The 25,519-nt window shown below is 68.8% G+C and carries 26 protein-coding genes; 7 read left to right on the forward strand and 19 right to left on the reverse strand.

What is annotated here, in order from left to right:
- Positions 1-55: 55 nt before the first annotated feature.
- The 7 genes from ABN401_RS07050 to ABN401_RS07080 form a co-directional block, all read right to left on the reverse strand.
- On the reverse strand, positions 56-631 hold the full coding sequence (locus tag ABN401_RS07050; protein WP_349684130.1) for a phthalate transporter: 576 nt from the start codon (positions 629-631) through the stop codon (positions 56-58).
- Entirely contained in the window at positions 631-1,512 is an 882-nt protein-coding gene (locus ABN401_RS07055; protein ID WP_349684131.1) for a 3-hydroxybutyryl-CoA dehydrogenase, read from the reverse strand. The genes ABN401_RS07050 and ABN401_RS07055 overlap by 1 nt, the downstream gene beginning before the upstream one ends.
- Before the next feature lie 110 nt (positions 1,513-1,622).
- Positions 1,623-1,928: a YggT family protein gene (locus ABN401_RS07060; protein ID WP_349684132.1), complete on the reverse strand. Its 306-nt coding sequence runs from the start codon at positions 1,926-1,928 to the stop codon at positions 1,623-1,625.
- A 198-nt stretch (positions 1,929-2,126) separates the two neighbouring features.
- Positions 2,127-2,987 carry an NAD-dependent epimerase/dehydratase family protein gene (locus ABN401_RS07065; RefSeq protein WP_349684133.1) on the reverse strand — a complete coding sequence of 287 codons (861 nt, stop codon included), beginning with the start codon at positions 2,985-2,987 and terminating at the stop codon, positions 2,127-2,129.
- An 8-nt stretch (positions 2,988-2,995) separates the two neighbouring features.
- The gene (locus ABN401_RS07070; RefSeq protein ID WP_349684134.1) at positions 2,996-4,234 is read right to left on the reverse strand and encodes an NAD-dependent epimerase/dehydratase family protein; all 1,239 of its coding nucleotides are present in this window, start codon (positions 4,232-4,234) and stop codon (positions 2,996-2,998) included.
- Between the two features lie 76 nt (positions 4,235-4,310).
- Positions 4,311-4,895, reverse strand: a complete 585-nt coding sequence (locus tag ABN401_RS07075) for an ActR/PrrA/RegA family redox response regulator transcription factor (RefSeq protein WP_349684135.1) — start codon at positions 4,893-4,895, stop codon at positions 4,311-4,313.
- A gap of 82 nt (positions 4,896-4,977) precedes the next feature.
- Positions 4,978-6,420 (reverse strand): ActS/PrrB/RegB family redox-sensitive histidine kinase, encoded by a 1,443-nt coding sequence (locus ABN401_RS07080; RefSeq protein ID WP_349684136.1) that lies wholly within the window; start codon positions 6,418-6,420, stop codon positions 4,978-4,980.
- 54 nt (positions 6,421-6,474) lie between these two features.
- Between ABN401_RS07080 and ABN401_RS07085 the strand changes: the two genes are divergently transcribed.
- The 3 genes from ABN401_RS07085 (at position 6,475) to ABN401_RS07095 (ending at position 9,175) form a co-directional block, all read left to right on the forward strand.
- Positions 6,475-7,098: an SCO family protein gene (locus ABN401_RS07085; protein ID WP_349684137.1), complete on the forward strand. Its 624-nt coding sequence runs from the start codon at positions 6,475-6,477 to the stop codon at positions 7,096-7,098.
- 117 nt (positions 7,099-7,215) lie between these two features.
- Complete coding sequence (locus ABN401_RS07090; protein WP_349684138.1) at positions 7,216-8,496, forward strand: polyhydroxyalkanoate depolymerase; 1,281 nt, start codon at positions 7,216-7,218, stop codon at positions 8,494-8,496.
- The gene (locus ABN401_RS07095; protein WP_349684139.1) at positions 8,450-9,175 is read left to right on the forward strand and encodes a M48 family metallopeptidase; all 726 of its coding nucleotides are present in this window, start codon (positions 8,450-8,452) and stop codon (positions 9,173-9,175) included. Before ABN401_RS07090 ends, ABN401_RS07095 begins: the two co-directional genes overlap by 47 nt.
- A 3-nt stretch (positions 9,176-9,178) precedes the next feature.
- Here ABN401_RS07095 and ABN401_RS07100 read toward each other — a convergent pair whose 3' ends face one another.
- From ABN401_RS07100 to ABN401_RS07120, 5 genes are all read right to left on the reverse strand, one after another.
- Positions 9,179-11,281 (reverse strand): transglycosylase domain-containing protein, encoded by a 2,103-nt coding sequence (locus tag ABN401_RS07100; RefSeq protein ID WP_349684140.1) that lies wholly within the window; start codon positions 11,279-11,281, stop codon positions 9,179-9,181.
- A gap of 129 nt (positions 11,282-11,410) precedes the next feature.
- Positions 11,411-12,151 carry a tRNA pseudouridine(38-40) synthase TruA gene (gene truA, locus ABN401_RS07105; RefSeq protein ID WP_349684141.1) on the reverse strand — a complete coding sequence of 247 codons (741 nt, stop codon included), beginning with the start codon at positions 12,149-12,151 and terminating at the stop codon, positions 11,411-11,413.
- Positions 12,151-13,092, reverse strand: a complete 942-nt coding sequence (gene fmt / locus ABN401_RS07110; protein ID WP_349684142.1) for a methionyl-tRNA formyltransferase — start codon at positions 13,090-13,092, stop codon at positions 12,151-12,153. Before fmt ends, truA begins: the two co-directional genes overlap by 1 nt.
- A gap of 35 nt (positions 13,093-13,127) precedes the next feature.
- Positions 13,128-13,553 (reverse strand): hypothetical protein, encoded by a 426-nt coding sequence (locus tag ABN401_RS07115; RefSeq protein WP_349684143.1) that lies wholly within the window; start codon positions 13,551-13,553, stop codon positions 13,128-13,130.
- Positions 13,554-13,644: 91 nt separating this feature from the next.
- Positions 13,645-14,376: a glycosyltransferase family 2 protein gene (locus ABN401_RS07120; RefSeq protein WP_349684144.1), complete on the reverse strand. Its 732-nt coding sequence runs from the start codon at positions 14,374-14,376 to the stop codon at positions 13,645-13,647.
- Positions 14,377-14,465: 89 nt separating this feature from the next.
- Between ABN401_RS07120 and ABN401_RS07125 the strand changes: the two genes are divergently transcribed.
- Both ABN401_RS07125 and ABN401_RS07130 read left to right on the forward strand, forming a co-directional pair.
- Positions 14,466-16,172 carry an ArnT family glycosyltransferase gene (locus ABN401_RS07125; protein ID WP_349684145.1) on the forward strand — a complete coding sequence of 569 codons (1,707 nt, stop codon included), beginning with the start codon at positions 14,466-14,468 and terminating at the stop codon, positions 16,170-16,172.
- Positions 16,169-17,083, forward strand: coding sequence for a hydroxymethylglutaryl-CoA lyase (locus tag ABN401_RS07130; protein ID WP_349684146.1), 915 nt, complete (start codon positions 16,169-16,171; stop codon positions 17,081-17,083). The genes ABN401_RS07125 and ABN401_RS07130 overlap by 4 nt, the downstream gene beginning before the upstream one ends.
- Before the next feature lie 10 nt (positions 17,084-17,093).
- Here ABN401_RS07130 and ABN401_RS07135 read toward each other — a convergent pair whose 3' ends face one another.
- Entirely contained in the window at positions 17,094-18,074 is a 981-nt protein-coding gene (locus tag ABN401_RS07135) for a hypothetical protein (RefSeq protein WP_349684147.1), read from the reverse strand.
- A gap of 143 nt (positions 18,075-18,217) precedes the next feature.
- Here ABN401_RS07135 and ABN401_RS07140 point away from each other — a divergent pair, with 143 nt between their 5' ends.
- On the forward strand, positions 18,218-19,318 hold the full coding sequence (locus ABN401_RS07140) for a glycosyltransferase family 4 protein (protein ID WP_349684148.1): 1,101 nt from the start codon (positions 18,218-18,220) through the stop codon (positions 19,316-19,318).
- Positions 19,319-19,325: 7 nt separating this feature from the next.
- A complete protein-coding gene (locus tag ABN401_RS07145; protein ID WP_349684149.1) occupies positions 19,326-19,997 on the forward strand; it encodes a class I SAM-dependent methyltransferase in 672 nt (223 codons plus the stop codon).
- Here ABN401_RS07145 and ABN401_RS07150 read toward each other — a convergent pair whose 3' ends face one another.
- The 6 genes from ABN401_RS07150 to ABN401_RS07175 form a co-directional block, all read right to left on the reverse strand.
- On the reverse strand, positions 19,998-21,065 hold the full coding sequence (locus ABN401_RS07150) for a substrate-binding domain-containing protein (protein WP_349684150.1): 1,068 nt from the start codon (positions 21,063-21,065) through the stop codon (positions 19,998-20,000).
- A gap of 34 nt (positions 21,066-21,099) precedes the next feature.
- Positions 21,100-21,912 carry a phosphonate ABC transporter, permease protein PhnE gene (phnE, locus tag ABN401_RS07155; protein ID WP_349684151.1) on the reverse strand — a complete coding sequence of 271 codons (813 nt, stop codon included), beginning with the start codon at positions 21,910-21,912 and terminating at the stop codon, positions 21,100-21,102.
- Entirely contained in the window at positions 21,909-22,913 is a 1,005-nt protein-coding gene (phnD, locus tag ABN401_RS07160) for a phosphate/phosphite/phosphonate ABC transporter substrate-binding protein (protein WP_349684152.1), read from the reverse strand. The genes phnE and phnD overlap by 4 nt, the downstream gene beginning before the upstream one ends.
- Positions 22,910-23,734 carry a phosphonate ABC transporter ATP-binding protein gene (phnC, locus tag ABN401_RS07165; RefSeq protein ID WP_349684153.1) on the reverse strand — a complete coding sequence of 275 codons (825 nt, stop codon included), beginning with the start codon at positions 23,732-23,734 and terminating at the stop codon, positions 22,910-22,912. The genes phnD and phnC overlap by 4 nt, the downstream gene beginning before the upstream one ends.
- 115 nt (positions 23,735-23,849) lie before the next feature.
- A complete protein-coding gene (locus tag ABN401_RS07170) occupies positions 23,850-24,479 on the reverse strand; it encodes a hypothetical protein (RefSeq protein WP_349684154.1) in 630 nt (209 codons plus the stop codon).
- Entirely contained in the window at positions 24,463-25,359 is an 897-nt protein-coding gene (locus ABN401_RS07175; RefSeq protein WP_349684155.1) for a hypothetical protein, read from the reverse strand. Before ABN401_RS07175 ends, ABN401_RS07170 begins: the two co-directional genes overlap by 17 nt.
- Positions 25,360-25,519: the final 160 nt, after the last annotated feature.

The following is a 25,519-nucleotide window of genomic DNA, read 5'->3' on the forward strand; positions in this document are numbered from 1 at the left end:
ACAAGCAGGCTTTACATAAACCAGCTCGACCGTAAACCGAATTCCGCGGTCGGCGTCAGCCTTGGTCGGTCATCAGGCCCAGGCGATCCCTGACCTTGTCCGGTGCCGGCACGAAGGCGATGAAGGCGGCGCACAGCCCGACCCACAGCGCATAGGACACGCCCACCAGGATCGCAACGGGCAGGCCCGCCACCCCGTAGATCAGCAGGGTGGTCTCCGTGGCCCCCATGCCCTGAACCACGTCGCTGGAGGCGACCAGGCCGATTACCACCATACCGAGGGCGACCAGAATCTGGAGGCCCGCGGCCAGCAGGCCGCCGTAGAGCATGAACCGCCAGACGATGCCAAGCCGCGTCCCGGGTCGGCCCCGACGGTCGCGCTCGCGCCGGATGATCATCAGCCCGGCGGGCACGGCCACCGCCCCGAGCGCCAGCAGCACCAGACGCCAGTCGATGTCCGCCCCAGGCACCCAGTTCTGCGGCGGCCAGATCAGCAGCGTCAGGATCAGGGGCGGCCAGGCGATGCCGGCGACGGCGGCGAGCGGTATCGCCAGCCTTGTCCGCCGCCACGTCACCCGTGTCTGACCCGGCAGGTCCTCGATCCGGTCGAAGCGGATGGCGGGACGAGCCATCAGCGGGTCGGAACCGGCGTCTCGCCGGAATAGTCGTAGAAGCCCCGGCCGGACTTGCGACCCAGCCAGCCGGCCTCGACGTATTTCACCAGCAGCGGACAGGGGCGGTATTTCGAGTCCGCCAGGCCTTCGTACAGCACGTTCATGATGGCCAGGACGACGTCCAGCCCCATGAAGTCGGCCAGCTCGAGCGGGCCCATGGGATGGTTGGCCCCCAGCCTCAGCGCCTTGTCGATGGACGCGACGTTCCCGACCCCTTCGTACAGGGTGTAGATCGCCTCGTTGATCATCGGCACCAGGATGCGGTTGACGATGAAGGCGGGGAAATCCTCGGCGTTGGTCGTGGTCTTGCCCAGGCTCTCGGCGAAGGCGACCGCGGCGTCATAGGTGGCGGCCGAGGTGGCGATGCCGCGAATGATTTCGACCAGCTTCATCACCGGGGCCGGCTTCATGAAATGCAGGCCGATGAAGCGGTCGGGCCGGTCCGTCGATGAGGCGAGGCGGGTGATCGAGATGGAGGAGGTGTTTGAGGCCAGCAGGGTGTCGGGGCCCAGATGCGGCACCAGATCGGCGAACACGGCCTTCTTGATGGCCTCGTCCTCGACCGCCGCCTCGATCACCAGATCGGCCTTGCCGGCCTCGGCCAGGCTGGACACGCCGGACACGGCGGCCAGGGCGGCGTCGGCCTGGGCCTGGGTGATCGCGTCGCGCTCGACCTGACGGGCCAGGCTGGCGCCGATCACCCCCATCGCCACCGGCAGGCGGTCGGCGTCGACGTCGTACAGGCTGACCCGATAGCCGCCCAGCGCCACGGCCTGGGCGATACCGACACCCATCTGGCCTGCGCCGATCACGGCGACGGAATTGATCGAGGAGGTCATGCGGTCGTGGTCGTCAGCGGCGGTTTCGCCCGGGCGAAGGGCACCTTAGAAGCGTCCGCCCCCGGTGCAAGGCCGGAGTGCTGCGCTGCGGCGAACCCGTCGCCGAAGTGTCACCCCAGGATCGCGATCAACGGCCCGGCGGCGGAGTTGTTGAACAGGATGCGCGCGAAATTGAGCAGCAGCAGAACCACGATCGGCGAGATGTCGATCCCGCCCAGCGTCGGAATGATGCGCCGGAACGGCTCCAGCAACGGCCGCGTCACGGCATCGAGGAAACCCGCCAGCTGGCTGACGAAGCGATTGCGATGGTTGATCACATCGAAGGCGAACAGCCACGACAGGATGGCCGAGGCGATGATGAACCAGATCATCAGCTGGATGACCGTGTTGACCAGCCAGACGAGGGCCACGCCCATGGGTTGCTCCTGAAGGGAAAGGGTTGAACGCCGCTTCTAGCGAGCCGAACGGGAAAGGCCAACGCCGTTCGGCACGGCGCGGCGTCGCGGGGTCAGGCATGCGGCATCGCTCTTCCGCTGTGAACGGGTGGGAAGGGCGGGCGGAGCAGCCGGGCCTTCGCCCGGAGACCGTAGGTGGTGGGAGGATTCAAGGTCTCGTCACGCCGCCAGGATCGCCTCGATCCCCTCACGCCAGCCGGGATAGGCCGGTCGCCAGCCCAGTTCGGCCTTGGCCCGAGCGTTCGAGAGCCGCTTGGAATCCAGATAGAACCGTCGCATCGCCTCCGACACCGACGGGTCGGTCCAGCAGACCTCGGGCGGACGCGGCAAGCCCAGCCGGTCGGCCGTCCATTCCATGACCACATCGGCGGGGGCCGGTTCGTCGTCGGCCAGGGTATAGGCCCGACCGGGATTTGGCCGGTCCATCGAGGCGAACAGGCCCGAAACGGCGTCATCGACGTGAATCCGGTTGAAGACCTGGCCCGGCTTCCTCACCAGGCGCGCGGTGCCGTCCCGCAGCCGATCGACGACCGACCGTCCGGGTCCATAGATCCCCGGCAGGCGAAACAGCTGCACGGTCAGGCCCATGCCGCGTCCGGCGTCCAGCCAGTCCGCCTCGGCCCGAACACGGCGCGCGCCCTCCAGCGACGAGGCGTTCAGGTCGTCGTCCTCGAAGGCCCAACCGCCGTCGCGATCGCCATAGACGGCGGTCGAGGAGATATAGCCGATCCAGTCCGGATAGGCTCCGCAGGCCGTGAGGGCGGGGACCAGGGCTCTCAGCCCGGGACATCCGGCGGCGTCCGGCGCGGCGGTGACCAGGATGGCGGAGGCGCGCGCGACCGCAGCCGACAGGGCCTCGGCATCGCGAGGGTCGATCGCGTCGACGCCCTCGACCGCCAGCGACGCCCGGCGGCCCGCATCGCGCGACGTGGCCGCCGCGGCCATGCCCCGCCGCAAGGCTGCACGCGCGGCCCGTGCGCCGACATAGCCACCGCCGAAGACGAGGAGCGATCCGGTCACGCGCGGCGTCAGACGGCGCGGATGCGCGGCGCGGCGGGCGGAGCCGGAACGGGTCGAGCCGGCTCGACCTCGATGGCCTTGGCCCGGCCGGCGTTCCAGGCGGACACGCAGGGAATCTTGGACCGGTCGGCCCGGTCGGCATAGCGCCGGGCGACCTCGGCCACATCCGCCATCAGCCCCTCGGCCAGGGTGATGGGCTTCAGGCCCAGGTCGCGGAACTGGTCGTTGGCGACCACCAGTTCGTTCTCGTCGGCCTCCTGACGCGGATTGGGGACGTTGTGGACCTCGGCCCCCGTCATGTCGGCCACCATGGCCGCCAGATCGCGCACGCGGCGGCTTTCGGTCATCTGATTCAGGATCTTGACCCGCTCGCCCCGCGCCGGCGGATTGTTCAGCGCCAGCTCGACGCAGCGCACCGTGTCCTGGATGTGGATGAAGGCGCGCGTCTGGCCGCCCGATCCGTGCACCGTCAGCGGATAGCCGACCGCCGCCTGCATCAGGAACCGGTTCAGCACCGTGCCGTAGTCGCCGTCGTAGTCGAACCGGTTGATCAGCCGCTCGTCCTGGCGCGTCTCCTCGGTCTGGGCGCCCCAGACGATGCCCTGGTGCAGGTCGGTGATCCGAAGCTGGTCGTTCTTGGCGTAGAACTGGAACAGCAGGGCGTCCTGGGTCTTGGTCATGTGATAGATGCTGCCCGGGTTCGGCGGGAACAGGATCTCCTGCTCGGCCGGACCGAAATCGGTGTCGACCGTGACCTTCAGATAGCCCTCGGGAATGCGCAGGCCGGCGGTCGTATAGCCATAGACCCCCATGGTGCCGAGGTGCGCCAGATGCACGTCCAGACCGCTCTCGACGATGGCCGCCAGAAGGTGGTTGGTGGCGTTCAGATTATTGTCGACGGTGTAGAGCTTGTGCCGGGCCGACTTCATCGAATAGGGCGCGGCCCGCTGCTCTGCGAAGTGGACGACGCTGTCCGGACGCTCGTCGCGGATGAGGGCCACCAGACGGTCGAACTCCTTGCCGACCGTCATGTTGACGAAGCCGATCTCGCGCCCCGAGACCTCCGTCCAGGCCGCGATCCGTTCGCCGACCGGTCGGATCGGCGTCAGGGACTGGACTTCCAGCTCGTTGTCGATGTTGCGCCGGCTCAGATTGTCGACGATGACGACGTCCCAGCCTCGCGCCGACAAGTGCAGCGCCGTCGGCCAGCCGCAGAAGCCGTCGCCGCCCAGGACCAGAACCTTCATCGTCCGCGTTTCCCTCTTGTCGTTGGATCCTGACTAGCGGAACCGACGCGAGGGGCAAAGCTCGGCCGTATGTTGCCTATCGCGGCGCGCGTTTCGCCAGGATGCGCTGGAGCGTCCGGCGGTGCATCCCCAGACGCCGCGCGGTCTCCGAGACGTTGTGATCGCACAGCTCGTAGACCCGCTGGATGTGCTCCCAGCGGACGCGGTCGGCGCTCATCGGGTTCTCGGGCGGCTCGGGCGCGTCGCCGGTGGCCAGCAGCGCCTTGACCACGTCGTCGGCGTCGGCGGGCTTGGACAGATAGTCGACGGCCCCGGCCTTGACCGCCGCGACGGCCGTGGCGATCGCGCCATAACCGGTCAGCATGACGATGCGGGCGTCCTCGCGGCGTTCGCGGATGGCCTCGACCACCTTCAGGCCGTTGCCGTCCTCCAGCCGCATGTCCAGCACGGCGAAGGCGGGAAGTTTGGCCCTCAACGCCTCGGTGGCCTCGGCGACGGTGGCGGCGGTGGTGACCTCGAACCCGCGCGATTCAAGCGCCCGGCCCAGACGGGTCCGCAACGCCTGGTCGTCGTCCAGCAGCAGCAGGGACCGATCGGCGAGGGCGGCGATGCGGTCCTCGACGGTCGGGGTGGCGGTGGCGGTGGCGGTGGCGGTCGGCATGACGGTGATCTCCCTTGGCGGGCAGGTCGGGCCTTGCGGTCCGGCTTTCAAGCGGTGCGGCGATGCGTCGCCTGCGGAGTGACTATAACGCTTCCAGGGCGTCTCTGGGCCAGCGAATGGTGACGCGCGCGCCCCGGTTTCCCCCGGGGCCCCCGTCCCCGTGGCCCACGGCGACCTGGCCGCCGGTCCGCTCCAGCAGGGTGCGGGCGATGAAGAAGCCCAGGCCCATGCCGCCCTGGCTGGGAATGGCCTCGGCCAGCAGCTCGGCCGGAGCGGGGCGCGACTTCTTCGGCGCGCGGGCCGCCGCCGTCGCCGCCGCCAGTTGCTTGGCCACGGCCTGACGCGCCTTGCCGTGCGGCCGAGACGTCACATAGGGCTCGCCCAGCCGCGGCAGGATGTCGGCGGCGAAGCCGGGGCCGTCGTCGGTCACGGCGATGGTGATCCAGCTGCGATCCGCCTTGGCCTCGACCCGGACCTGGGTCGCCGCGAAATCGGCCGCGTTCTCGACGATGGCGGACAGGCCGTGGACGACCTCCGCCAGGCGTTTGACGTGCGGCTCGGCCATGCCCGGCGGCGTGGTCACCAGAACCGCGATATCAAGGTCGAAGCCCAGGTGTGGATCCACCACCTCGTTCAGCAGGGCCTTCAGGCCCACCTCGGTATAGAGGGCGTCGCCGTCCTCGGGGCGCTGGGACAGGCGTTTCAGGATGTCGCGGCAACGATCGGCCTGGACCAACAGCAACCGCGCGTCCTCGGCCACCGGCCCGTCGGCGGGCGAGGCCCTCAGAAGCTCCTTGGCCACGACCTGGATGGTCGCCAGCGGGGTGCCCAGCTCATGCGCAGCGGCCGCCGCGAGCCCACCGAGGGCCGCAAGCCGCTGCTCGCGCTGCAGCACGTCCTGGGTCGTGGCCAGGGCCAGTTCCAGCTTCTCGGCGTCGGCCGCCACGCGCCAGGCATAGGCGGCGGTGAAGACCACGCCCGTGATCAGGGCCAAACCGATCCCGAACCGATAGAGCGACGGCAGCTCCAGCCGCGTCCCCGCCTGCCACGGCAGGGGCATGGACCAGAAGAACAGACCGATGGTGGCGATCAGGACCAGCAGACCCAGCAGCAAGGCCTGACGGCCCGGCAGGGAGGCCGCCGCCACCGTGACCGGCGCGACCAGCAAGAGGCAGAACGGGTTCTCCAGCCCGCCCGTGAAGGCCAGCAGCGCCGTCAGCTGCAGGATGTCGAAACCCAGATGGATCGCCGTCTGGCGGCCGTCGGGCAGCCGGCCGTCGACCTGTCTCAGCCGCGACATGGCCAGCAGATTGGCGACCACGCTGGCGAAGATCACCGCCAGGCATTCCCACATTGGCAAGGGAAAATGCAGCATGGCGACCAGCACGATCACCGTCGCCGTCTGGCCCGCGATGGCCAGCCAGCGCAAGATGATGAGGGTGCGCAGGCTCAGGCCCCGGCTGCGACGCGGCAGTCCGGGACGGTCGGCGGGTTGCGACGGGGTGATGGCTTCGCTGAAACTCACGACCGGTCTATAGACCCCCGCCACGCCGATGTCGGCCCCGCCTTTGGAGACACGATGCCACGCCGTTCCGTCCTGCTGTTCGCCGGTGCCTGTATCGCCATCGCGGCCGCCCTTGCGACCGTCACGGTCGTGGTGGTGACAGGCCGCGAGCAGGCGGAGGCCGTGGCGGAGGGAACCAGCACCGGCCAGCCCAGCGTCGGCGGCGATTTCCGGCTGGTGAACCAGCAGGGCCAGGCGGTCGATCAGTCCCTGTTGACCGGGAAATGGAGCCTGGTCTTTTTCGGCTTCACCTACTGCCCCGACTTCTGCCCGACCACCCTGACGGCGCTGGAAGCCACCCGTCAGCGGCTGGGAGGGGCCGCCGACGATCTGCAGATCGTCTTCGTGTCCGTCGATCCGGAGCGGGACACGCCTCAGGCGCTGAAGGACTATCTGTCGTCCGATGGCTTTCCGCCGGGCGTCATCGGCCTGACCGGCACGCCCGCACAGGTCGCCGACACCGCCCGGGTCTACCGCGCCTTCTACGAGAAGGTCGGCGAGGGCGAAGCCTACACCATGAACCACTCGCTGACGGTCTATCTGATGGGCCCGGACGGGCGATTCCGCTCCGCGCTGGCGCACGACCTGGGGCCGGAGCGGTCGGCGGAGTTGATCCGGCGTGTGATGGCGCGAGGGTGAACGGGCGGCGACCGTCACGCTTGGTAACGGTTAAGGGTTATCGGCGATAATCCTTTTGCCAAGCCGGGCGTTCTATGGCCCCATCCCCGCCCGTACGGGGGCCGCCTCAAGGATTCCATGCTCTACGCGCTTCACGAGTTCGCCTATTCCTCGGCGCAGCCTTTCCGGATCGGGGCCCAGTTCGCCCGCAAATTCTGGACCTCGCCCTTCAATCCCGCCTCGCAGACCGCCGTCGGTCGCACGGCCTATGCCTCGGCCGAGCTGTTCGAGAGCGTCACGCGTCGCTACGGCAAGCCGGCCTGGGGCCTGGACGTCGTCAACATCGACGGCCATCCGGTCCGAACCACCGAACAGGTGATCTGGCAGAGCCCGTGGGTCCGGCTGGTCCGTTTCGCCCGGAATGTCGGCGACCTGAAGCGGGCGCGAAAGCCCGCCGCCGCCCCCAGCGTGCTGATCGTGGCCCCCCTGTCGGGCCACTATGCGACCCTGCTGCGCGGCACGGTCGAGACCTTCCTCCAGGACCACGACGTCTATGTCACCGACTGGGTCAACGCCCGTCAGGTGCCGATGCTGGAAGGGCGCTTCGACTTCCACGACTACATCGACCACGTCCGCACCATGCTGGCCCAGATCGGACCCCGGGCCCATGTCGTCGGCGTCTGCCAGCCGGGCCCGCCGGTGCTGGCCGCCGCCGCCGTCATGGCGGCCGAGAACGATCCGAACCGACCGGCGTCGATGACCTTCATGGGTTCGCCGATCGACGCGCGCCTGTCGCCGACGGTCACGAACCAGCTGGCCGAAGCCAAGCCCTTCGCCTGGTTCCAGTCCAACATGATCCACACCGTGCCCTGGCCCTATCCGGGCTTCGGCCGCGAGGTCTATCCGGGCTTCGTCCAGCTCTACAGCTTCATGTCGATGAACGAGGCGCGCCACACCGACGCTCACTGGGACTATTTCCGCGACCTGGTCGCCGGCGACGGGGACGGGGTGGAAAAGCACGAGCAGTTCTATGACGAGTATCTGTCGGTGCTGGACCTGACCGAGGAGTTCTATCTCCAGACCATCGACATCGTCTTCCAGTCGCACCTGTTGCCGCGCGGCCTCCTGGAACACCGGGGCCAGCGCGTCGATCTGACCAGGATCACCGACATCGGCCTGATGACGGTCGAGGGCGAGAAGGACGACATTTCCGGCGTTGGTCAGACCCAGGCGGCGCACACGATCTGCACCGAAATCCCCGACGACCGCCGCGTGCTTTACGTCCAGCCCGAGGTCGGCCACTACGGCGTCTTCAACGGGCGGCGGTTCCGCGAGGAGATCTACCCCCGCACCCGGGACTTCATCGCCGCCAATGAAAAGCTCTCAGCCGTACCGGACCGGACAGCGACTGCCGCTTGAGGGCGGCGGAGAGCTGAGGCTCAGCGTCAATCCGCGCGCGCGGCGCATCTCGATCCGCATCGACGGCCGCCGGGGCGAGGCCGTGGCGGTCGCTCCGTCCGAGCGTCACCTCGCCGACGCCGTGGCCTTCGCCCGCTCCAAGTCCGACTGGATCGCCCAGCGCCTGACGGCCCGTCCGGCGGGCGCGGCCCTGGCCCCGGGCGCCGTCATCCCGTTCGAAGGCGGCTCGATCCGGCTGGAGGCCGCACCCGGCAACGGGGCCGCGCGGCTGGTGGAGGGCCCAGACGGTCGCCGCATCGTCTCGGGCGGCGAGGGCGAAGCCTTCGCCCGGCGGGTCACCAATCTGCTGAAGCGGCGCGCGCGCGATCGTCTGGCCGAGCGAACCGAAGTCCATCGGACCGCCCTGGGCCAGGGACCCGTCTCGATCACCATCAACGACGCGGGCACCCGCTGGGGATCCTGCACGCCCCGCACGCGGTCGATCCGCTACAGCTGGCGCGTGATCCTGGCCCCGCCTCCGGTGCTGGACTATCTGGCCGCGCACGAGGTCGCCCATCTGGTCCATGCCGATCACAGCCCGGCCTATTGGTCTGTCGTGAACCGTTTGATCGGCGACCCCCGCCCCCACCGCGCCTGGCTGCGGACCCACGGCGCGGCGCTCCACGCCGTCGGGCGCTGAGCCTCAGAAGAACAGCGGGTCTCTCTGGCGCTCGCGTTCGCGCTCGACGGGCTCCGGGTTCTGATCGGGCGGATCGTCGCGGCGGCGCTGGTCCTCGACGACCGCCGGGCGCGGATTGTCCACGGGGGCGTCCGGGTCATAGGGCTCGCCCGCGTCGGGGTCGACGCCGTCGATGACCCGGCTGTCGCCGAAGGGGTCCTCGATCGAGTTCATCAGGTCGCCGACGGGATCGGGCGCGACCCAGCCCTCGGGCATGGGCGGGCCGTTGGGGATGGGCTGGACGGCGAGGCGCGGCAGGGCCGCCTCCATGAAGCCCTTCCAGATGGCGGCCGGGGCCGCGCCGCCGGTCACGCCGCGCATGGCGGTGTTGTCGTCCTTGCCCACCCAGACCGCGACGACGAAGCCGCCGGTGTAGCCCACGAACCAGGCGTCCTTGTAGTCCGAGGTGGTGCCGGTCTTGCCGGCCAGATCACGGCCGGCGATGGCGGCCGCGCGGGCGGTGCCGTTGGTCACCACGCCCCGCAGCATCTGGTTCATATAGTAGAGCGACGGATTGTTGATGGCCTGGCCACCGGCGTCGCGAGCGCCGCGCTGATAGATCACCCGCCCCTGGGGCGTGCGGATGCGGCTGATGCCATAGGCCTCGACCCGGCGACCGCCGTTGGCGAAGGCGTCATAGGCCGTCGCCATGTCGATCGGCGACACTTCGACCGCGCCCAAAGCCATGGCCGGCTCCAGGCCGATGCGCGAGCTGATGCCCAGGCGCCGCGCCGCGCGGGCCACGCTGTCGCGCCCGATCTGGTCGGCGACATAGGCGGCGACGGTGTTGGTGGACTGGGCCACGGCGTTGCCCAGGGTCATCTCGCCCGCGAAGGTGCCCGAGTAGTTGCGCGGGCTCCAGTTGCCGATGCGGATCGGCTCGTCGACCACCGGCGTCTCGGGCGTGTAGCCGGCTTCCATGGCCGCCAGATAGACGAAGGGCTTGAAGGCCGAGCCGGCCTGACGACGGGCGTCCACGGCCCGGTTGAACTGGCTGTCGGGATAGGAGGCCCCGCCGATCATGGCGCGGACCCGGCCGTCGCCGTCCAGGGCGACCAGGGCCGCCTGCTCGACCCCGCGCGAGGCGTCGCGATCCAGGACGCGGCGCACGTTCCGCTCGGCCGCTGTCTGCAGCGTCAGGTCCAGCGTGGTCTCGACGATCATGTCCTCGGACGGTTCACCGACCAGGCCCCGGATTTCCTTGTCCAGCCAGTCGATGAAATACTGGGCGTGCTGCGTCGCCAGAGTGCGCGAGACCCGAACCGGCGCCAGCACGGCAGCGGCACGCTGTTCGGCGGTGATGACGCCGGCGTCGACCATTTCGTCCAGCACGACGGTCGCTCGGGTCGCGGCCCGCTCGCTCTCGGAGACGGGCGAATAGCGGCTGGGAGCCTTCAGAAGACCCGCCAGCAGCGCCGCCTCGCCGACCGTCAGGTCCTTGGCGCCCTTGTCGAAATAGCGCTGCGACGCAGCCTCGATGCCATAGGCGCCCGCGCCGAAGTAGACCCGGTTCAGATACAAGGCGAGGATCTCCTCCTTGGAGAACTTCAGCTCCAGCCAGACGGCCAGCATCAGTTCCTGCACCTTGCGGCGGATGTTCTGGTCGGGCGTCAGGAACAGGTTCTTGGCCAGCTGCTGGGTCAGGGTCGAGCCGCCCTGGACGATCCGGCCGGCCCGCATGTTGGCCGCCATGGCCCGCATCATGCCGATGGGGTCGAAGCCCGGATGCCAGTAGAAGCGCCGGTCCTCGATGGCGATGAAGGCGGCCGGCACATAGTCGGGCAGGGCCTCCAGATCGGCGGGGGGCGCCTGCTGCGAGCCGCGCGTGGCGATCAGGGCCCCGTTCCGGTCCAGATAGGTGATCGAGGGCTGGCGATCGACGTCGTACAGCGCCGATGTGTCGGGCAGGCCGCGTGCGAACACCGCGAAGAAGACCACAAGGAAGATCAGGCCCCAGACGGCCAGAACCGCCGCCCAATACAGGGCGCGCTGCAAGGGCGTGCGCGCCGCGCCGCCCGAGCCCCTGTTGCCAGGACCCTGCCCGCGCCCGAAACCTGGACCCGCCATCGAAAACCTCAAAAGCCCCGCTTGGCGAGCGTCATAGCCTGCCACGCGCCGGTCTGGAACGCCCCACCGCTCTCACGCGAACGTGAGGGTGGTTTCCGCCGAAACTAGGGCCGAAGGGTTAAGGCTCGTTCAGCCGTAATCGACGCCGGTCAGATACAGCCCGTCCGACGGCGCGACCGGACCGCAGGCCGCGCGGTCCCTGGCCTCCAGCGCCGTCTTGACGTCGTCCGGGCTCCAGCGGCCCAGACCGACCTCGACCAGGGTGCCCGTCATGGACCGGACCTGGCGATGCAGGAACGAGCGCGCCTCGAACACCAGCCGCACCTCTTCGCCGACCCGCTCGACCCGGGCGACGTCCAGGCTCTTGAACGGCGAGGCCGACTGACAGGCCAAATCTCTGAAAGTCGTGAAATCATGGTGCCCGATCAGATGCGCGGCGCCCGCGTTCATGGCCTCGACGTCCAGCGGCCGACGGACGTGCCAGACCTTGCCCCTGTCCAGCGCCGGACGCCCCGGCCGGTTCAGGATGCGATACAGATACCGCCGCCCGGTCGCCGAGAACCGAGCGTGCCAGCCGCCCTCGGCCACCGCGCAGTCCAGCACCGCCACCCCCTCGCGCACCATGTGGGCGTTGAGCGCGTTCATCACCGTCGCGGCGGGCCAGTCCTTGTCCAGATCGACCTGGACGACCTGACCGGTGGCGTGGACCCCGGAATCCGTGCGTCCGGCGGCGGCGATCCGCACCGCCTGGCCGCAGAAGGCCGTGACGGCCGCCTCGATCGCGCCCTGGACCGTGGGCTGGCCGTCCTGGGCCTGAAAGCCGCTGTAGCCCGAGCCGTCATACTCGACCGTCAGCCGATAGCGCGGCATCAGCCCAGGACCGTCCCGGGCGGCAGGGAAAAGCCGTTCAGGAACTCCGCCGCGTCTTGTGCCGCCCTGCCCGGTCGCTGCACGCGCATCAGCCGCAGCGCGCCCCCCTGTTCATCGGTGCCGGTGCCGATGCGAAGCTCGTCGTCCAGCACCTCGCCCGGAGCGCCCGACCCGCGCGCGCTGACCCGGCTCATCAGGGCCTTGATCCGGACAGGCGCGCCGTCCGGCCCCGGGGCCTCGAACCAGGCACCGGGCGCGGGGGACAGGCCCCGGACGTGGGTGTCGATCTCGGCCGCCGGGCGGGTCCAGTCGATGCGCGCCTCGGTGGACGTGATCTTGCGGGCATAGGTCGGTTCGCCGACCTGGGGGCTCTCGACCGCCCCGCCCCGCTCTATGGCGGCGAGCGCCCGGGGCCACAGGCTCGCGCCGGTCGTGGCCATGCGTTGAGCGAGCGACGCCGCCGTGTCGTCGGGCTGGATCGGCAGGACCTCGCTGAGAAGGATCGGTCCCTCGTCGAGGCCTTCGGACATGCGCATGATCTGCACGCCCGTCTGGCGATCGCCCGCCATGATGGCCCGCTGGATCGGGGCGGCCCCCCGCCAGCGCGGCAGGAGCGAGCCGTGCAGGTTGAAACAGCCCAGCCGGGGAGCCTCCAGCACCTCGGTCTTCAGGATCTGGCCATAGGCGACGACGCAGGCGGCATCGACCTCCAGCCCGACGAAGTCCGCGATGGCGGCGGGCGACTTCATCGATTCCGGGGTGAAGACCGGCAGGCCCATGGTCTCGGCGAAGGCCTGGACCGGCGAGGGTGTCAGCTTCTGGCCACGTCCCTTGGGGCGGGGCGGCTGGGACCAGACGGCCACCACCTCGTGACCGGAGGCGATCAGCTCGGCCAGGGACGGCACGGCGAATTCGGGAGTTCCCATGAAGGCGAGGCGCATCGCCGCCTCTTAGGGCTTACCGAGCGCGACGTCGATCAGCCCGCGCCGCCGAAATCCAGGTCCTTGCGTGCCGCGATGATGGTGACGATGAAGCCCGCCAGAACGTCCAGCATGACCATGGTGGTGATCAGGAAGAAGGTCGAGGTGGCGAACCCCCGGACCAGCAGGAACTCCACCAGGCAGACCACGAACAGGATCATCGACAGGGCGTGGTTGACGATCGCCACCTTCTGGCTCGACGTCGATTTCAACAGTTCGAAGAAGAGCAGGATCAGCGACAGGAACAGGATCAGGTCGCCGACCCCGACGTTCCAGCTGGCCCCCGAGGCCATGGGAATGGAGAACATCGCCTGACGCAGGGTCTCGTCGGCCGCCGCCAGGCCGCCGCTGCCGGCCCCGAACATGATGACGATGTTGTAGAGCACGACCGGTATGGCCAGCAGGGGAAGGGCGATCAGCATCGTTCGGTCCTCTCGCGGTCACAGCCGAGCTTGTTAACGACGCATAGCCCGCTTCGCTCCATATCGCCACGCTGTTCGCCGACCAGGGGCGTCAGTATTCGGTGATCGCCCCGGGCCGACGCGATCGGGACTTCAGCCAGACGACGCCCAGGATATCAGACACCGAAGCGCGCAGCCGACCCCAGTTCGTATATTTCGACTGCCCGGTCTCGCGGTGACGGTGCCCGACCGGCAGATAGCGGTTCTCATAGCCCTCGCGGATCACAAGGGCGGGCAGGTAGCGGTGGACGTGATCGAAATAGGGCAGGCGCAGGAAGACGTCGCGCCGAAAGGCCTTCAACCCGCAACCCGTGTCGTCGGCGTCGTCGCCCAACAGGCGCTTGCGGATCCGGTTGGCCCAGCGCGAGGCCCACAGCTTGGCCTCCGAGTCCTGCCGCTTCTGGCGGACGCCCCCGACCAGGGCGACCTGGGGCGGGGCGGCGATCAGGGCGTCGGCCAGGCGCGGCGCGTCGGCGGGCGGGTTCTGGCCGTCGCCGTCCAGGGTCACCACGATCGCGCCTCGCGCCGCCAGCACCCCGGTACGGACCGCCCGGCTCTGGCCCGCATTGGTCGCGTGGGCCAGCACCCGCAGGGTCGCAAGCTCGGCCGACAGGGCCCGCAGCTCGGCCAGGGTGGTGTCGCGGCTGGCGTCGTCGACGAAGATGATCTCGTGCGACCGCCCGGCGAAGGCCTCGGCGATCTCGCGCGCCAGCGGGCCGGCGGCCCCGGCCTCGTCGTGGACGGGGACGACGATGGAGATTTCGGGCGCGGCGTCGCGGGTCATGCCTGCTGTCTAGCCGGATTTGCGGGCCGGTTGCCATGGGGTCGCTCAGACCGCTGACGGCCCGTTCATCCTCGTGCTAGCAAGGCCTCATGACGCGCCCCGACCTGGATCGTTACATCGCCGGCTGGCGCGGACCCCTGTTGGCCGCGCTGGTCGCCCTCATGGCGGGACTGCCGTCCATGCTGCTGCTGCCGCCGCTCGACCGCGACGAGAGCCGCTATGCCCAGGCGACCAGCCAGATGCTGGAGAGCGGCGACTATGTCGACATCCGCTTCCAGGAGGATCCGCGCTGGAAGAAGCCGATCGGAATCTACTGGATGCAGGCGGTGGCCGTGGGCCTGACCTCCAGCGTGGAGAGCCGCGACATCGCTCCCTACCGCATCCCCTCCCTGCTGGGAGCCATGCTGGCGGCGTGGTCGGCGGCGTGGCTGGGGTCGGCCCTGTTCGGGGCGCGAGCGGGGTTCCTGGGCGGGGCCCTGCTGGGCGCGACCTTCCTGCTGTCGTCCGAGGCCGGGATCGCCAAGACCGACGCCATGCTGTGCGGTTCGGTCACCCTGGCCATGGCCGGACTGGGGCGGCTCTATATGGCGTCCCGCGCCGGCGCCCTGATCAAGGGCGATCCCGCCCATCGGCCCTGGAAGCTGATGATCTGGCTGGGTCTGGGCCTGTCCATCCTGATCAAGGGTCCCATCGGCCTTCTGGTCGTGGTCCCGGCCGTGATCCTGCTCAGCCTGTGGGACCGGCGCTGGGTCTGGCTGAAGCGGCTGGGCTGGGGATGGGGCCTGCCGCTGCTGGCGTTGATCGTCGGGCCCTGGGCCATCGCCATCACCATCGCCACCGACGGCGGCTTCTGGCGCGAGGCCATCGGCGGCGACCTGGCCCCCAAGCTGGCCGGGGCCCAGGAAAGCCATGGCGGCATCCCCGGCATGTATCTTCTGCTCAGTCCGCTGCTGCTGTTTCCCGCGACTCTCATGCTGCCCGCCGCCCTGTCCACGGGCTGGAGCCGGCGCGCCGAGCCGGCGATCCGGTTTCTGGTGTGCTGGCTGGTACCGGCCTGGCTGGTGTTCGAGATCGCCCCGACCAAGCTGTGGCACTATACCCTGCCGACGTTCGGGGCGATCACCCTGCTAATGGCGGCGGCCCTGACCCAGCCCATTGGCCGAATCTCGCGCTGGTCCGGCGCGGCCCTGGCGATGTTCGCCGCCGTGGTGGTCAGCGGCATCACCGTCTATGGACTGACGGTCTTCGGCACCTCGACGGCCCAGACCTGGGCGACCATCACCGTCGTCTGCGCGGCCATGGCGGCACTGATCGGCGGGTTCCTGCTGGTCAACCGGGCGGCGATCACCGGCGTCCTGATCGCCCTCGTCTTCGGGGTCGTCGCCCACGCCGGCCTCGCGGGAACGATCCGCCAGTTGCGTCCGCTGGCCATCGCGCCCCGCCTGGAAGTGGCCCTCGAGCAGAATGGACTTCACCCGCGCCAGGGCCTGACGCCCGGGCCTGTCGCCATCACCACCTTCCACGAGCCGAGCTTCGTCTTCCTGACCGGCCGCACGACCCAGCTGACGGACGCGACCGGTGCCGCCCGCGCCCTGGCGGAAGGTCGCCCGGTGATCGTCGAGGCAGGCGACGCCGAGGCCTTCCGCGCGGCCACGGTCCAGACGGGCGTGCCGGGCACGGCCGTCGCCGTGGTGACCGGCCACAACTACTCCTCGGGCGACGATGTCCGTCTGACGCTCTATGCCCCGCCCGAGGCCCGCGCGGCGCGGGAAGCCGTACGGAACGACACCGAGTGAGCCGGCCCATCCAGATCGTCGAGGTCGGCCCCCGCGACGGCCTGCAGAATGAGAAGGCCGTCCTGGATCCCGCCATCCGGGCCGAACTGGTGCTGCGGCTGGAGGCCGCCGGGGCGCGACGGATCGAGGCGGTCAGCTTCGTCCATCCGCGCCTCGTGCCCCAGATGGCCGGAGCGGAAGAGGTCATGGCCGACCTGCCGTCCACCGAGGGCCGCAGCCGCATCGGTCTCGTTCTGAACGGCAAGGGCTATGACCGGGCGCTCGGCACGGGCGTCGACGAGGTCAATGTGTCCCTGTCGGTCACCGACGGCTTCGGCCTGAAGAACCAGGGCCTGTCGACCCGGGACCAGCTGGCCATGCTCGAGGCCATCGTCGCGGGTCGCGCCAACTCGGTCGGCGCCGATACGCCCGTGCCGTCCCTGTCGGCCACCCTGTCCTGCGTCTGGGGCTGCCCCTTCGACGGCGAGGTCTCGGTCGATCAGGTCACGGCGGTGGTCGGCGAACTGGCCCGGCTGGGCGTGAGGGAGATCGGCCTGGCCGACACCATCGGCGTCGGCGATCCCTGGGGCGTTAACAAGAAGATCGAGGCGGCCCGTGCCGCCGCGCCCGATACGACCCTGCGGCTGCATTTTCACGATACGAGGAACACCGGCGTCGCCAACGCCTATGCGGCGGTCCAGGCGGGGATCGATGTGCTGGACGCCTCGGTCGGCGGCATCGGCGGTTGCCCCTTCGCGCCGGGAGCCACAGGAAACGTCGCGACCGAGGACCTGGTCTATATGCTGGAGCGCGCGGGCTTTTCGACCGGCTATGACCTGGACGCCCTGATCGACACGGCCCGCTGGATCGGCGAGCGCATCGGCCGACCGACCCCCAGCGCCCTCAGCCGTGCCGGCGGCTGGCCCCGCTGACGGCCAACGATCAGGGGTCGCGAAGGAGATCCTCCATCGCCTCGCCGAAATGCTCTCGAACCGAGGCGGCCATACTCTCGGGACTGACCAGGCCCGTCTGGGCGGTGACCTCGGTGACCCAGGCACGAACCGCCTCCGCGCCATGGCGCGCTTCCAGCCCGTCGAAAACGGCCAGGGCAGCGCCGTAACGGGCCGGCATGTTCGACTCGTCGCCCTCGAAGTCCGCGCTGGTGAAGCGGAAGGTGCCCCCGGGGTGGAAACTCGGATCGGCCTGCATCTTGGCCCGGTCCTCCGCCGAGACCTGCCGCATGATGGCCTCGCGGCGCGGGCGGACCGAGCCCCATGCGGCGAGGTTGAGCGGGGCGGTCGCCTCGGCGCGTGCCGTCGCGAGTTTTTCCCTCTCGCTATGGGCCACACCTGCGTCGATGGCCCCGGTCACACGCAATCCGACCCAGGTCGCGTGGCCTTCGGCGAACCAGCGCGGCAGTCTCGCTTCGGCCCGCCGCTGATAGTCGTGCACCTGCTCGTGCGGCATCACCGCGCGGACCAGATGCTGCGATAGCTCCGGCAGGTTGCCGTCGGCCCCGACCTGGATCGACCAGCGCGCCTTCACCCCGGGGCCGCGCAGCGGGACGTAGGCCGGGTCCTGGGTGAAGACCACCGAGAACCATTCCGCGTCACGGCGCACGTCGCCCAGGTCTCGCGTCAACTCTTCGATCTGGGCGCCCAGACAGACGGCGCGGCTCCAGGCCGCCGCTTCGGACCCTGCGTCATAATGGACTTTCATCCATGCGCCGGTGGCCTGGGCCGTCACCTTGAGCACCGGCAGGTCGCCAGGCTGGGCGGGGAGCGCCTCGACGTCTATGCCCGACAGCGCGGGGCGCTCGCCCAACGGGGCTGTGCAGGCGGTCGGAAGGTCGCTCGCGTGGACCGAGACCGGCAGGCCCAGGACGGCGGCGGACGCCAGGAGCATCAGGATGCGTGAGGTCATCGGGACTCTTCCTTGAAAACGCCTCGGATGCCGACGCAAGGTTGCAGTCGGATTTCAAGGTTGAAACACACGCCATCTCGCCAGGCGGCTGCGATGACGCTAGTAGTCGCAGCCCGCTTCCGAGGTGAGAGCCGCCCGCCCCCATGCGCATCGTTCTGGCCACCGACGCCTGGGAGCCCCAGGTCAACGGCGTCGTCCGCACCCTGACGCGGACGGTCGCCGAATGCCGCGCCATGGGCCACGAGGTCGAGGTCATCGAACCCAGCCAGTTCAAGACCATCCCGGCACCGACCTATCCCGAGATCAAGCTGGCGCTCGGGGCCGAGGAAGAGATCCGCGAGCGCCTGCGCGCGATCGAGCCCGAGGCCGTCCACATCGCCACGGAGGGGCCCATCGGCATCGCCACCCGGCGCATCTGCGTGGAGTGGAAGCTGCCCTTCACGACCAGCTATCATACGAAATTCCCTGAATATATCTCCGCCCGCTTCCCCGTCCCGGTGCAGGTCGGCTACGCCTATATGAAGTGGTTCCACAAGCCGTCGGGCCGGCTGATGGTCGCCACGCCGACACTGAAGGCCGAGCTGGAAGAGCACGGCTTCAAGAACATCTCGCCGTGGTCGCGCGGTGTGGACACCGAGCTGTTCCGTCCGGATCTGGAGCGCATCTTCGACCAGATGGGCGGCCCCAACGACCCTGGAAAGGACTGGCCGCGTCCCTTCTGGCTGAACGTCGGCCGGGTCGCGGTCGAGAAGAACATCGAGGCCTTCCTGGAGACCGATCTGCCGGGGACCAAGATCGTGGTCGGCGACGGCCCGGCGCGCGCCGACCTGGAGGCCCGCTATCCGGCGGCCAAGTTCCTGGGCGCCCGTTTCGGCGAGGAGTTGGCCCGATGCTTCCGCGATGCCGATGTCTTCGTCTTCCCGTCCTGGACCGACACCTTCGGCCTGGTGATCCTGGAGGCGATGGCGACCGGCACGCCCGTCGCCGCCTATCCCGCCCATGGGCCCATCGACCTGATCCCCGGCTCGAACGCCGGCGCCATTGACGACGACCTGAAGGTCGCCTGCCTGAAGGCGCTGGAGTGCGACCGGTCCACCACCCGTGCCTATGCGGAGACCTTCAGCTGGCGCGCCTCGGCCGAGCAGTTCGTGCAGAACCTGGAGCCCTATCCGGAGCCCCAGCGCGGCCGCTTCTGGCGGCGGCTGCGTCGCATCACCCGGCTGCGTCGCCGGGCGGCGGCCTGAGGCACCCATGGTGCTCGGTTTCGGCTGGCCCAAACGCCTGGAAAAGCGGCCCTATGGCGAGAGTCATCCGACCAATCGCGAGCGGTTCACCCGGGTGTTCGAGACGCGGCGCTGGGCCACGGGCGAATCCGTGTCCGGGCCGGGTTCGGATCATGGCTCCGGGTCGGTTGAACATACGGCGCGGCTGCTGCACCGGTTCATCCCGGAACTGGGCGTGCGCTCGATCGCAGACATTCCCTGTGGCGATTTCCACTGGATGGGCGATGTCCTGTCCGCCCACCCCGAGGTCGCCTACGTCGGCTATGACATCGTCGAGCCCTTGATCGCGCGGAACTGGCGGACCCATCCGGGGCGGGCCTTCGCGGTGCTGGACGTGGTCGCCGAGGTGCCGCCGCGCGCCGACCTGATCCTGTGCAAGGACCTGGTGAACCATCTCTATGAGCGGGACGTGCGCGCGGCCCTGAAGAACATGGTCGCGTCGGGCTCGACGTGGCTCTTGATCACCTCCAACACGGGCTACGAGAACCTGGAGCTGGAGATGCTGGCCCCGGGCGCGTCGCGCGAGCTCGATCTGGCCGCCCCGCCCTATGATTTGCCGCCGCCGATCCATGGCGACCACTATCTGTCGCTGTGGCGGCTGGAAGATGTGGGTCGGGCGCTGGCGCGCAGTCCGCGCTGACTATTCCGGCGGCCGCGTCATCAGGGTCAGGTTGGCGGCGACGGCGCGCTGCCCCTCCCGTTCCGGCCCCGGCAGTGGCACCATGCCGCGATCCTGCAGATAGCCGCCCCGGCCCACGGCCGCCTCGGACGTGAACTCGATCAGGAAGTCCTGCAGCCCCGGCGTCACGCCGATATGGGCGCGCTTCACATAGATGAACATCGAGCGCGAGATCGGGTATTCGCCAGACGCGATCGTCTCCAGCGTTGGCAGGACGCCGTTGACCGTGGCCGGCTTCACCTGACCGAAATTCTCTTCCAGGAAGGAATAGCCGAACACGCCGACAGAGCCGGGCGTCCGCGTCAGGGTCTGGACGATGGCGTTGTCGTTCTCGCCCGAATCGACCCAGGCGCCGTCCTCGCGCAGGGTCTGGGCCACGGCTTCGAACCGGTCCGGATCGCTTTCGGCGAGCGACGCCAGGGCTGGCAGGGCCTCGGCCGAGGTCAGCATCGCCAGTTCCGACCAGCTGTCGCGCGTGCCCGACGTCGGCGGCGGGCCATAGACCTGGATGCGCTGGTTCGGCAGGCCGGGCCGGACCTGATCCCAGGTGCGGTAGGGGTTGGCGATCAGCTCGCCGTCCGGACCCGGTACCTCCTTGGCCAGGGCCAGATAGAGGTCGCTTCCCCGGATGTCGAAGTCGGCCCCGGACCGCGCCGTGGCGACGGCCAGGCCGTCGTAACCGATCTTGATCTCGATGATGTCGGTGACGCCGTTCTGGGCGCACAGATCGAACTCGGACCCCTTCATCCGTCGCGAGGCGTTGGCGATGTCCGGCGTGGTCGGTCCCAGGCCCTGGCAGAAGGCCTGGATGCCGCCGCCGGTGCCGAGCGACTCGACCCGCGGCGGCGCGCCCTCGGGATTGTTGCGGCCGAAATTCTCGGCCACCCGGGTGGCGAAGGGAAACACGGTCGAGGACCCGGCGGCCCAGATGCCGTTCCTCTGCTGCCCGCCCTGTCCGCACGCGGCGAGGGTCAGGGCGGTGGCGGCGCTGACGGCGACGAACAGCCGGCGAGGCAGGGTCGAAGACATGAAAGGCGGTATCCGGACGACGTTTGGACGACGCTTAAAGCAGACGTTTGCGCATGGCCTGTGACAGCATGTCGATCATCGTCACGGCCACGACCACGACGATGACGACGGCGGACACGTCGCGGAAGTCGAAGGCGTTCATCCGGTCGAACAGCACCTGACCGATGCCGCCGGCCCCGATCAGGCCCAGCACCGTGGCCGAGCGGCTGTTGGATTCGAAGCGGTAGAGGGCGAACGAGGTCCACAGCGGGGCGACCTGGGGCACGACGCCCCAGACGATCTCGTGCAGGGACGATCCGCCCGTGGCCCGCACCCCCTCGACCGGACCCTTGTCGATCGACTCGACGGCCTCGGAGAACAGCTTGGCCAGGACGCCGGCGGTGTTGAGCGCGATGGCCAGGACCCCCGGCAGAGGACCCAGACCCACGGCCACCACGAACAACAGGCCGATGACCAGGTCGGGGATGGACCGTAGCAGGTTCATCACAAGCCGGACCGGAAACACAAGCCAGCCCGGGGCCACGTTGCGGGCGGCCGCCAGCCCCATGGGCACGGCGGCGAACACGGCGATGAAGGTGCCCCACAGGGCGATCTGGACCGTCTCCCACATCTTCTCGACGAACAGACGCCAGTCGGTGAAGTCCGGCTTGGCCAGTTCGGCGGCGAAGGTCCGCGTGTTCTCCGAGTTGGAGAACAGCCGCGAGAGATTGCCGAGGTCGACGTCGCCGATGCTGTAGACCAGCAGGACACCCACCCCGCCCCAGATCAGGACGTCCAGCGCCCAGGCCCCGAAGGACTTCGCAGGCGGCCTGGGGATGGTGCCGGCGGGAAGCGCGCCGTCGGTCAAGGCTGGACCTCACGCAGCGCCCGCAGACGCTCCAGCTCGGCCTGGGCCGCCTCGATGCCGGCGGTGTCGTTGGCGGCACGGGCCTCCGACAGCTTCTGGTCGGCGACCAGCTCGCGGATCGGATTCAGGTAGCTGTCGTCGGCGGCGCGGAACTGGGAGTACTCCAGCCCTGCCAGCACCTGACGCTGGCGCTCGGCCTCGACGCCCTCGCCCTGTCCGTAGGTGAGGAAGAAGCTGCGGATCTTCTCCTTGGTCGCGGGGTCCAGGTCGCTGCGAAGCAGGATACCGGATTCAGGAATGGGCGGGGACTGCCAGATCTCGGTGATCTGCTCGGCGACGGCGGGGTTCTGGCGCACAAGGAAGACCGTGTTCACGGTATTCGACGTCGCCACATCGACCACGCCGGTGGCCACGGCGAAGGCGTTGGCCTGGTGATTGGCGGCCCGCACGGTCTTGAAGCACTGGCTGGGATCGATCCCGCGCGGATTGAACAGGAAGGCCATGGGGGCGAGCGTCCCCGATGTCGACTGGGCGTCGCCGATGCCGAAGTCCAGCTGGCCGCCGCACGCCAGGACCCGGTCCAGAGTGATGCCCGAGCCCGTCTTGACGATCAGGGTCGAGCGATAGCTGTCCTGGCCTTCGCGGTTGACGGTGCGGGCGATCACCTCGGCGTCGGCGCGGTCGATGGCCTCGACCGCTGGCTTGGCCGAGAACCACGCGACCTGGGTCTGGTTGCCGCGCATGGCCTCGACCAGGACGGTGTAGTTCGAGCCGAAGAAGGGTTCGACCGGAATGCCGATCGCCTCTTCCATGTCGGCCAGCAGCGGCTCCCACAGCGGCCCCGCCGAGGCCTGACCCTCGGCCGACAGGATGGAGAAGGTCAGGGTCTCGGGCGCGCCGGTCGTTGGGGTGTCGTCACCGTCGCCGCAGGCCGACAGGGCCAGGAGTGCGGACGCGGCGGCGACCATGCCGAACCGACGAGTGATGCGGGTGAAGGTCATGCCTTGGCTTCCCAGAACGCGTCCTCGAACTCGGGACCGTAGATGTCGATCAGCTGCTTCGTATCCAGACCGGTCGAGGGCCCGTCGTAAACGACCTTGCCGGCCTTGAGCGCGATCACCCGGTCGCAATAGCGGATGGCGTAATCGACCTGGTGCAGGGTCACGATCACGCCCAGGCCGTCGCGCTTGTTCAGCTCGACCAGCAGTTCCATGACCTTGCGCGCCGAGACCGGGTCCAGCGAGGCCACCGGCTCGTCCGCCAGGATGCCCTCGGCGCCCTGGACCAGGGCCCGGGCGATGGCCCCCCGCTGCTGCTGCCCGCCCGACAGGGTGTTGGCGCGTTGGGCCGCGTAGTCCGACACCCCGACCCGGTGCAGGGCCTGCATGGCGCGGCTCTTGTCCGCCGAGGGCCAGGCCCCGAGCATCCCGCGCCAGCCCGGAAGACGCCCCAGGGCCCCCAGCATGACGTTGGAGAACAGGCTGAGCCGTCCGACCAGGTTGAACTGCTGGAAGATCATGCCCAGCCGGCGGCGGGCCGCCCGCGCGCCCGTCACGCGGCCGTCCTTCTGCACGGTCTGGCCGAACACGCTGATCGTGCCCTTCCCGCCGTCGATGGACTGAAGCCCCGTGATGGACCGCAGCAGGGTGGACTTGCCCGATCCCGAGGGGCCGATCAGGGCGACCATCTCTCCGGCGGCGACGGACACGGAGACGCCGTCCAGCGCCTTTCGGGCCCCGAAGGTCTTGGACACGTCCCGCGCCAGGACCAGACTGGTCGCCAGCGGGCCGGGCGCGGCGGTTGCTGCGGCGGATGAACTCATGAACTCGCTGACGGCGGCTGAAGACCCGGCGCCGAATGCCGCGAGGACCGCGTTCCGGCAAGTCTTAATGCCATGCGGGAGCGCGGGGCGTAAAGCGCGGTGAACTGGCGGCAGATCAGTGTGGTAATCGGGTCGATGCGAGGAACGCTCGTACTTCGGCACTGAGTTTCACCCCGCTAAAGCCAGCGCTAGACGGGTGTCGGATATGCAAGGCTGGGATCATGCGACCGTCGGCGAGACGGTATCCGACCACCGTCTGGAGTGGGTCTGAGGATTCCAGCAGCATCGCATCTTCATCGTCCATGTTTCGCCAGAGACGTCGGCCAAGTATAAGGATGGCCTCAGGCTTCAACATTTCAAGCGCCGGACGAAAGCGAGGATGTGAGAACGCCCAATCAGTCGCGCTGGGGGCGTTTCTCGCACCGCCTTTAACAAGCCTCTGAACATAGTTGTAAAACAGCAGATTCTGCCAGAAATCAGCCAAGCGTGCCGGTTCATTCACCCACTCATCGCCGGTGAGGCACTCGAAGATGCCAGCAAAAAACGGATGGCGTTTTTCGGGCGTTAGCCCCCATTCTTCGATAATCTTGACGGTGTAGTCAGACGGCAAAACCCGCCCATCGTCGAGCCACTGGGGAGGCTCCTCGTAGTGGCTCTCGCCGACGACCAGCAGGCGAACGCGATCGATCCGGGGGTCCCCTGAGGGGTGCCAGGGCGAAAATCTCGGGTTAGCGGCTGCCGCCATTCTTGATCTCCTCAAAGATTTCTCGGGCGATGAGCGGATCAACCTGTGCATTTCGCAGGCCCGACATTTCGCGGACAAAGGGGCGACCGCCCAAAAACATCACCGACACCATCACCGGCGGCGGCCCGTCCCAGACGAACAGCGTTCGCGCCCCGCTTTCGTAGTCATCCGTGCGCCTGTGGACACAGTTGTAGAAGCGTCGACTTTCTCTACGAAGCCCAGGCTCGTCGAGGATCGGACGCAGACGATCACTGCCGAGCCATGGCGGCTTCGGGAACTCGCTGACTAGTCCAGCCCACGCCTTAATGTGCGAGTTCGCGTGATGGATGTGGGGAACATCGTGACAAAGTTGCTGCTTCGTGCGGCGACCGTGGGTGACCGCATCTTCCGCCAGTTCGCCGATCATGGCGGCAAACCCTTCAGGCAGCATATCCGGGTAGGGCGTCGCCATCCCTCGCAACCAGACCGGCAACAGGCGGCGTTGCCTGAAGTGGGCGAACTCGATGTTCCAATCCTGCGCAAGAAATCTGCCCGGTCCACCGTCGGCCAACACATCGAGTACGGCGACATAGTCGCCCGGTCCGTCGGCTGATCGTTCGCCCAAACGCGCGAAGGCCGAGTAGGAGCCGACCGGACTGCGCCCGCACCACTTCTTCATGAACGGTGAGAAACGCAGGTTGATGAAATCCTCAGCGATCGCCTGAGCGTCGATACTGATGTCGGCGCGATGGTCGATAGCGGCCAACAGTGCGTGGCGACGCGCCCAGGACCCGGAGGCCAGTTTGGCGCGAAGCTCGGGCTGCAGAAAGTGCCGCTGGCCAGCGACCTCGAACGGCCTGAATAGATAAAATTCAATCTCACCGAGGGCGGTCGCGTTCATCATCGTCGTACCTGACCAGCCCGATACGCCAGAATCGGACGCATGCACTTCGCGACGTTGAAATCACAGACCTTCCGTCGTCGGATCAGAAGATTGCCCACAGGGCCTCGCCGCAAAAAAACCGCTTTACATGACAGTCGCGTGACCCCATATGGCCGCT

The sequence above is a fragment of the Brevundimonas aurifodinae genome (genome assembly GCF_040195595.1).
In the GTDB taxonomy this organism is placed as follows: Bacteria; Pseudomonadota; Alphaproteobacteria; order Caulobacterales; family Caulobacteraceae; genus Brevundimonas; species Brevundimonas aurifodinae.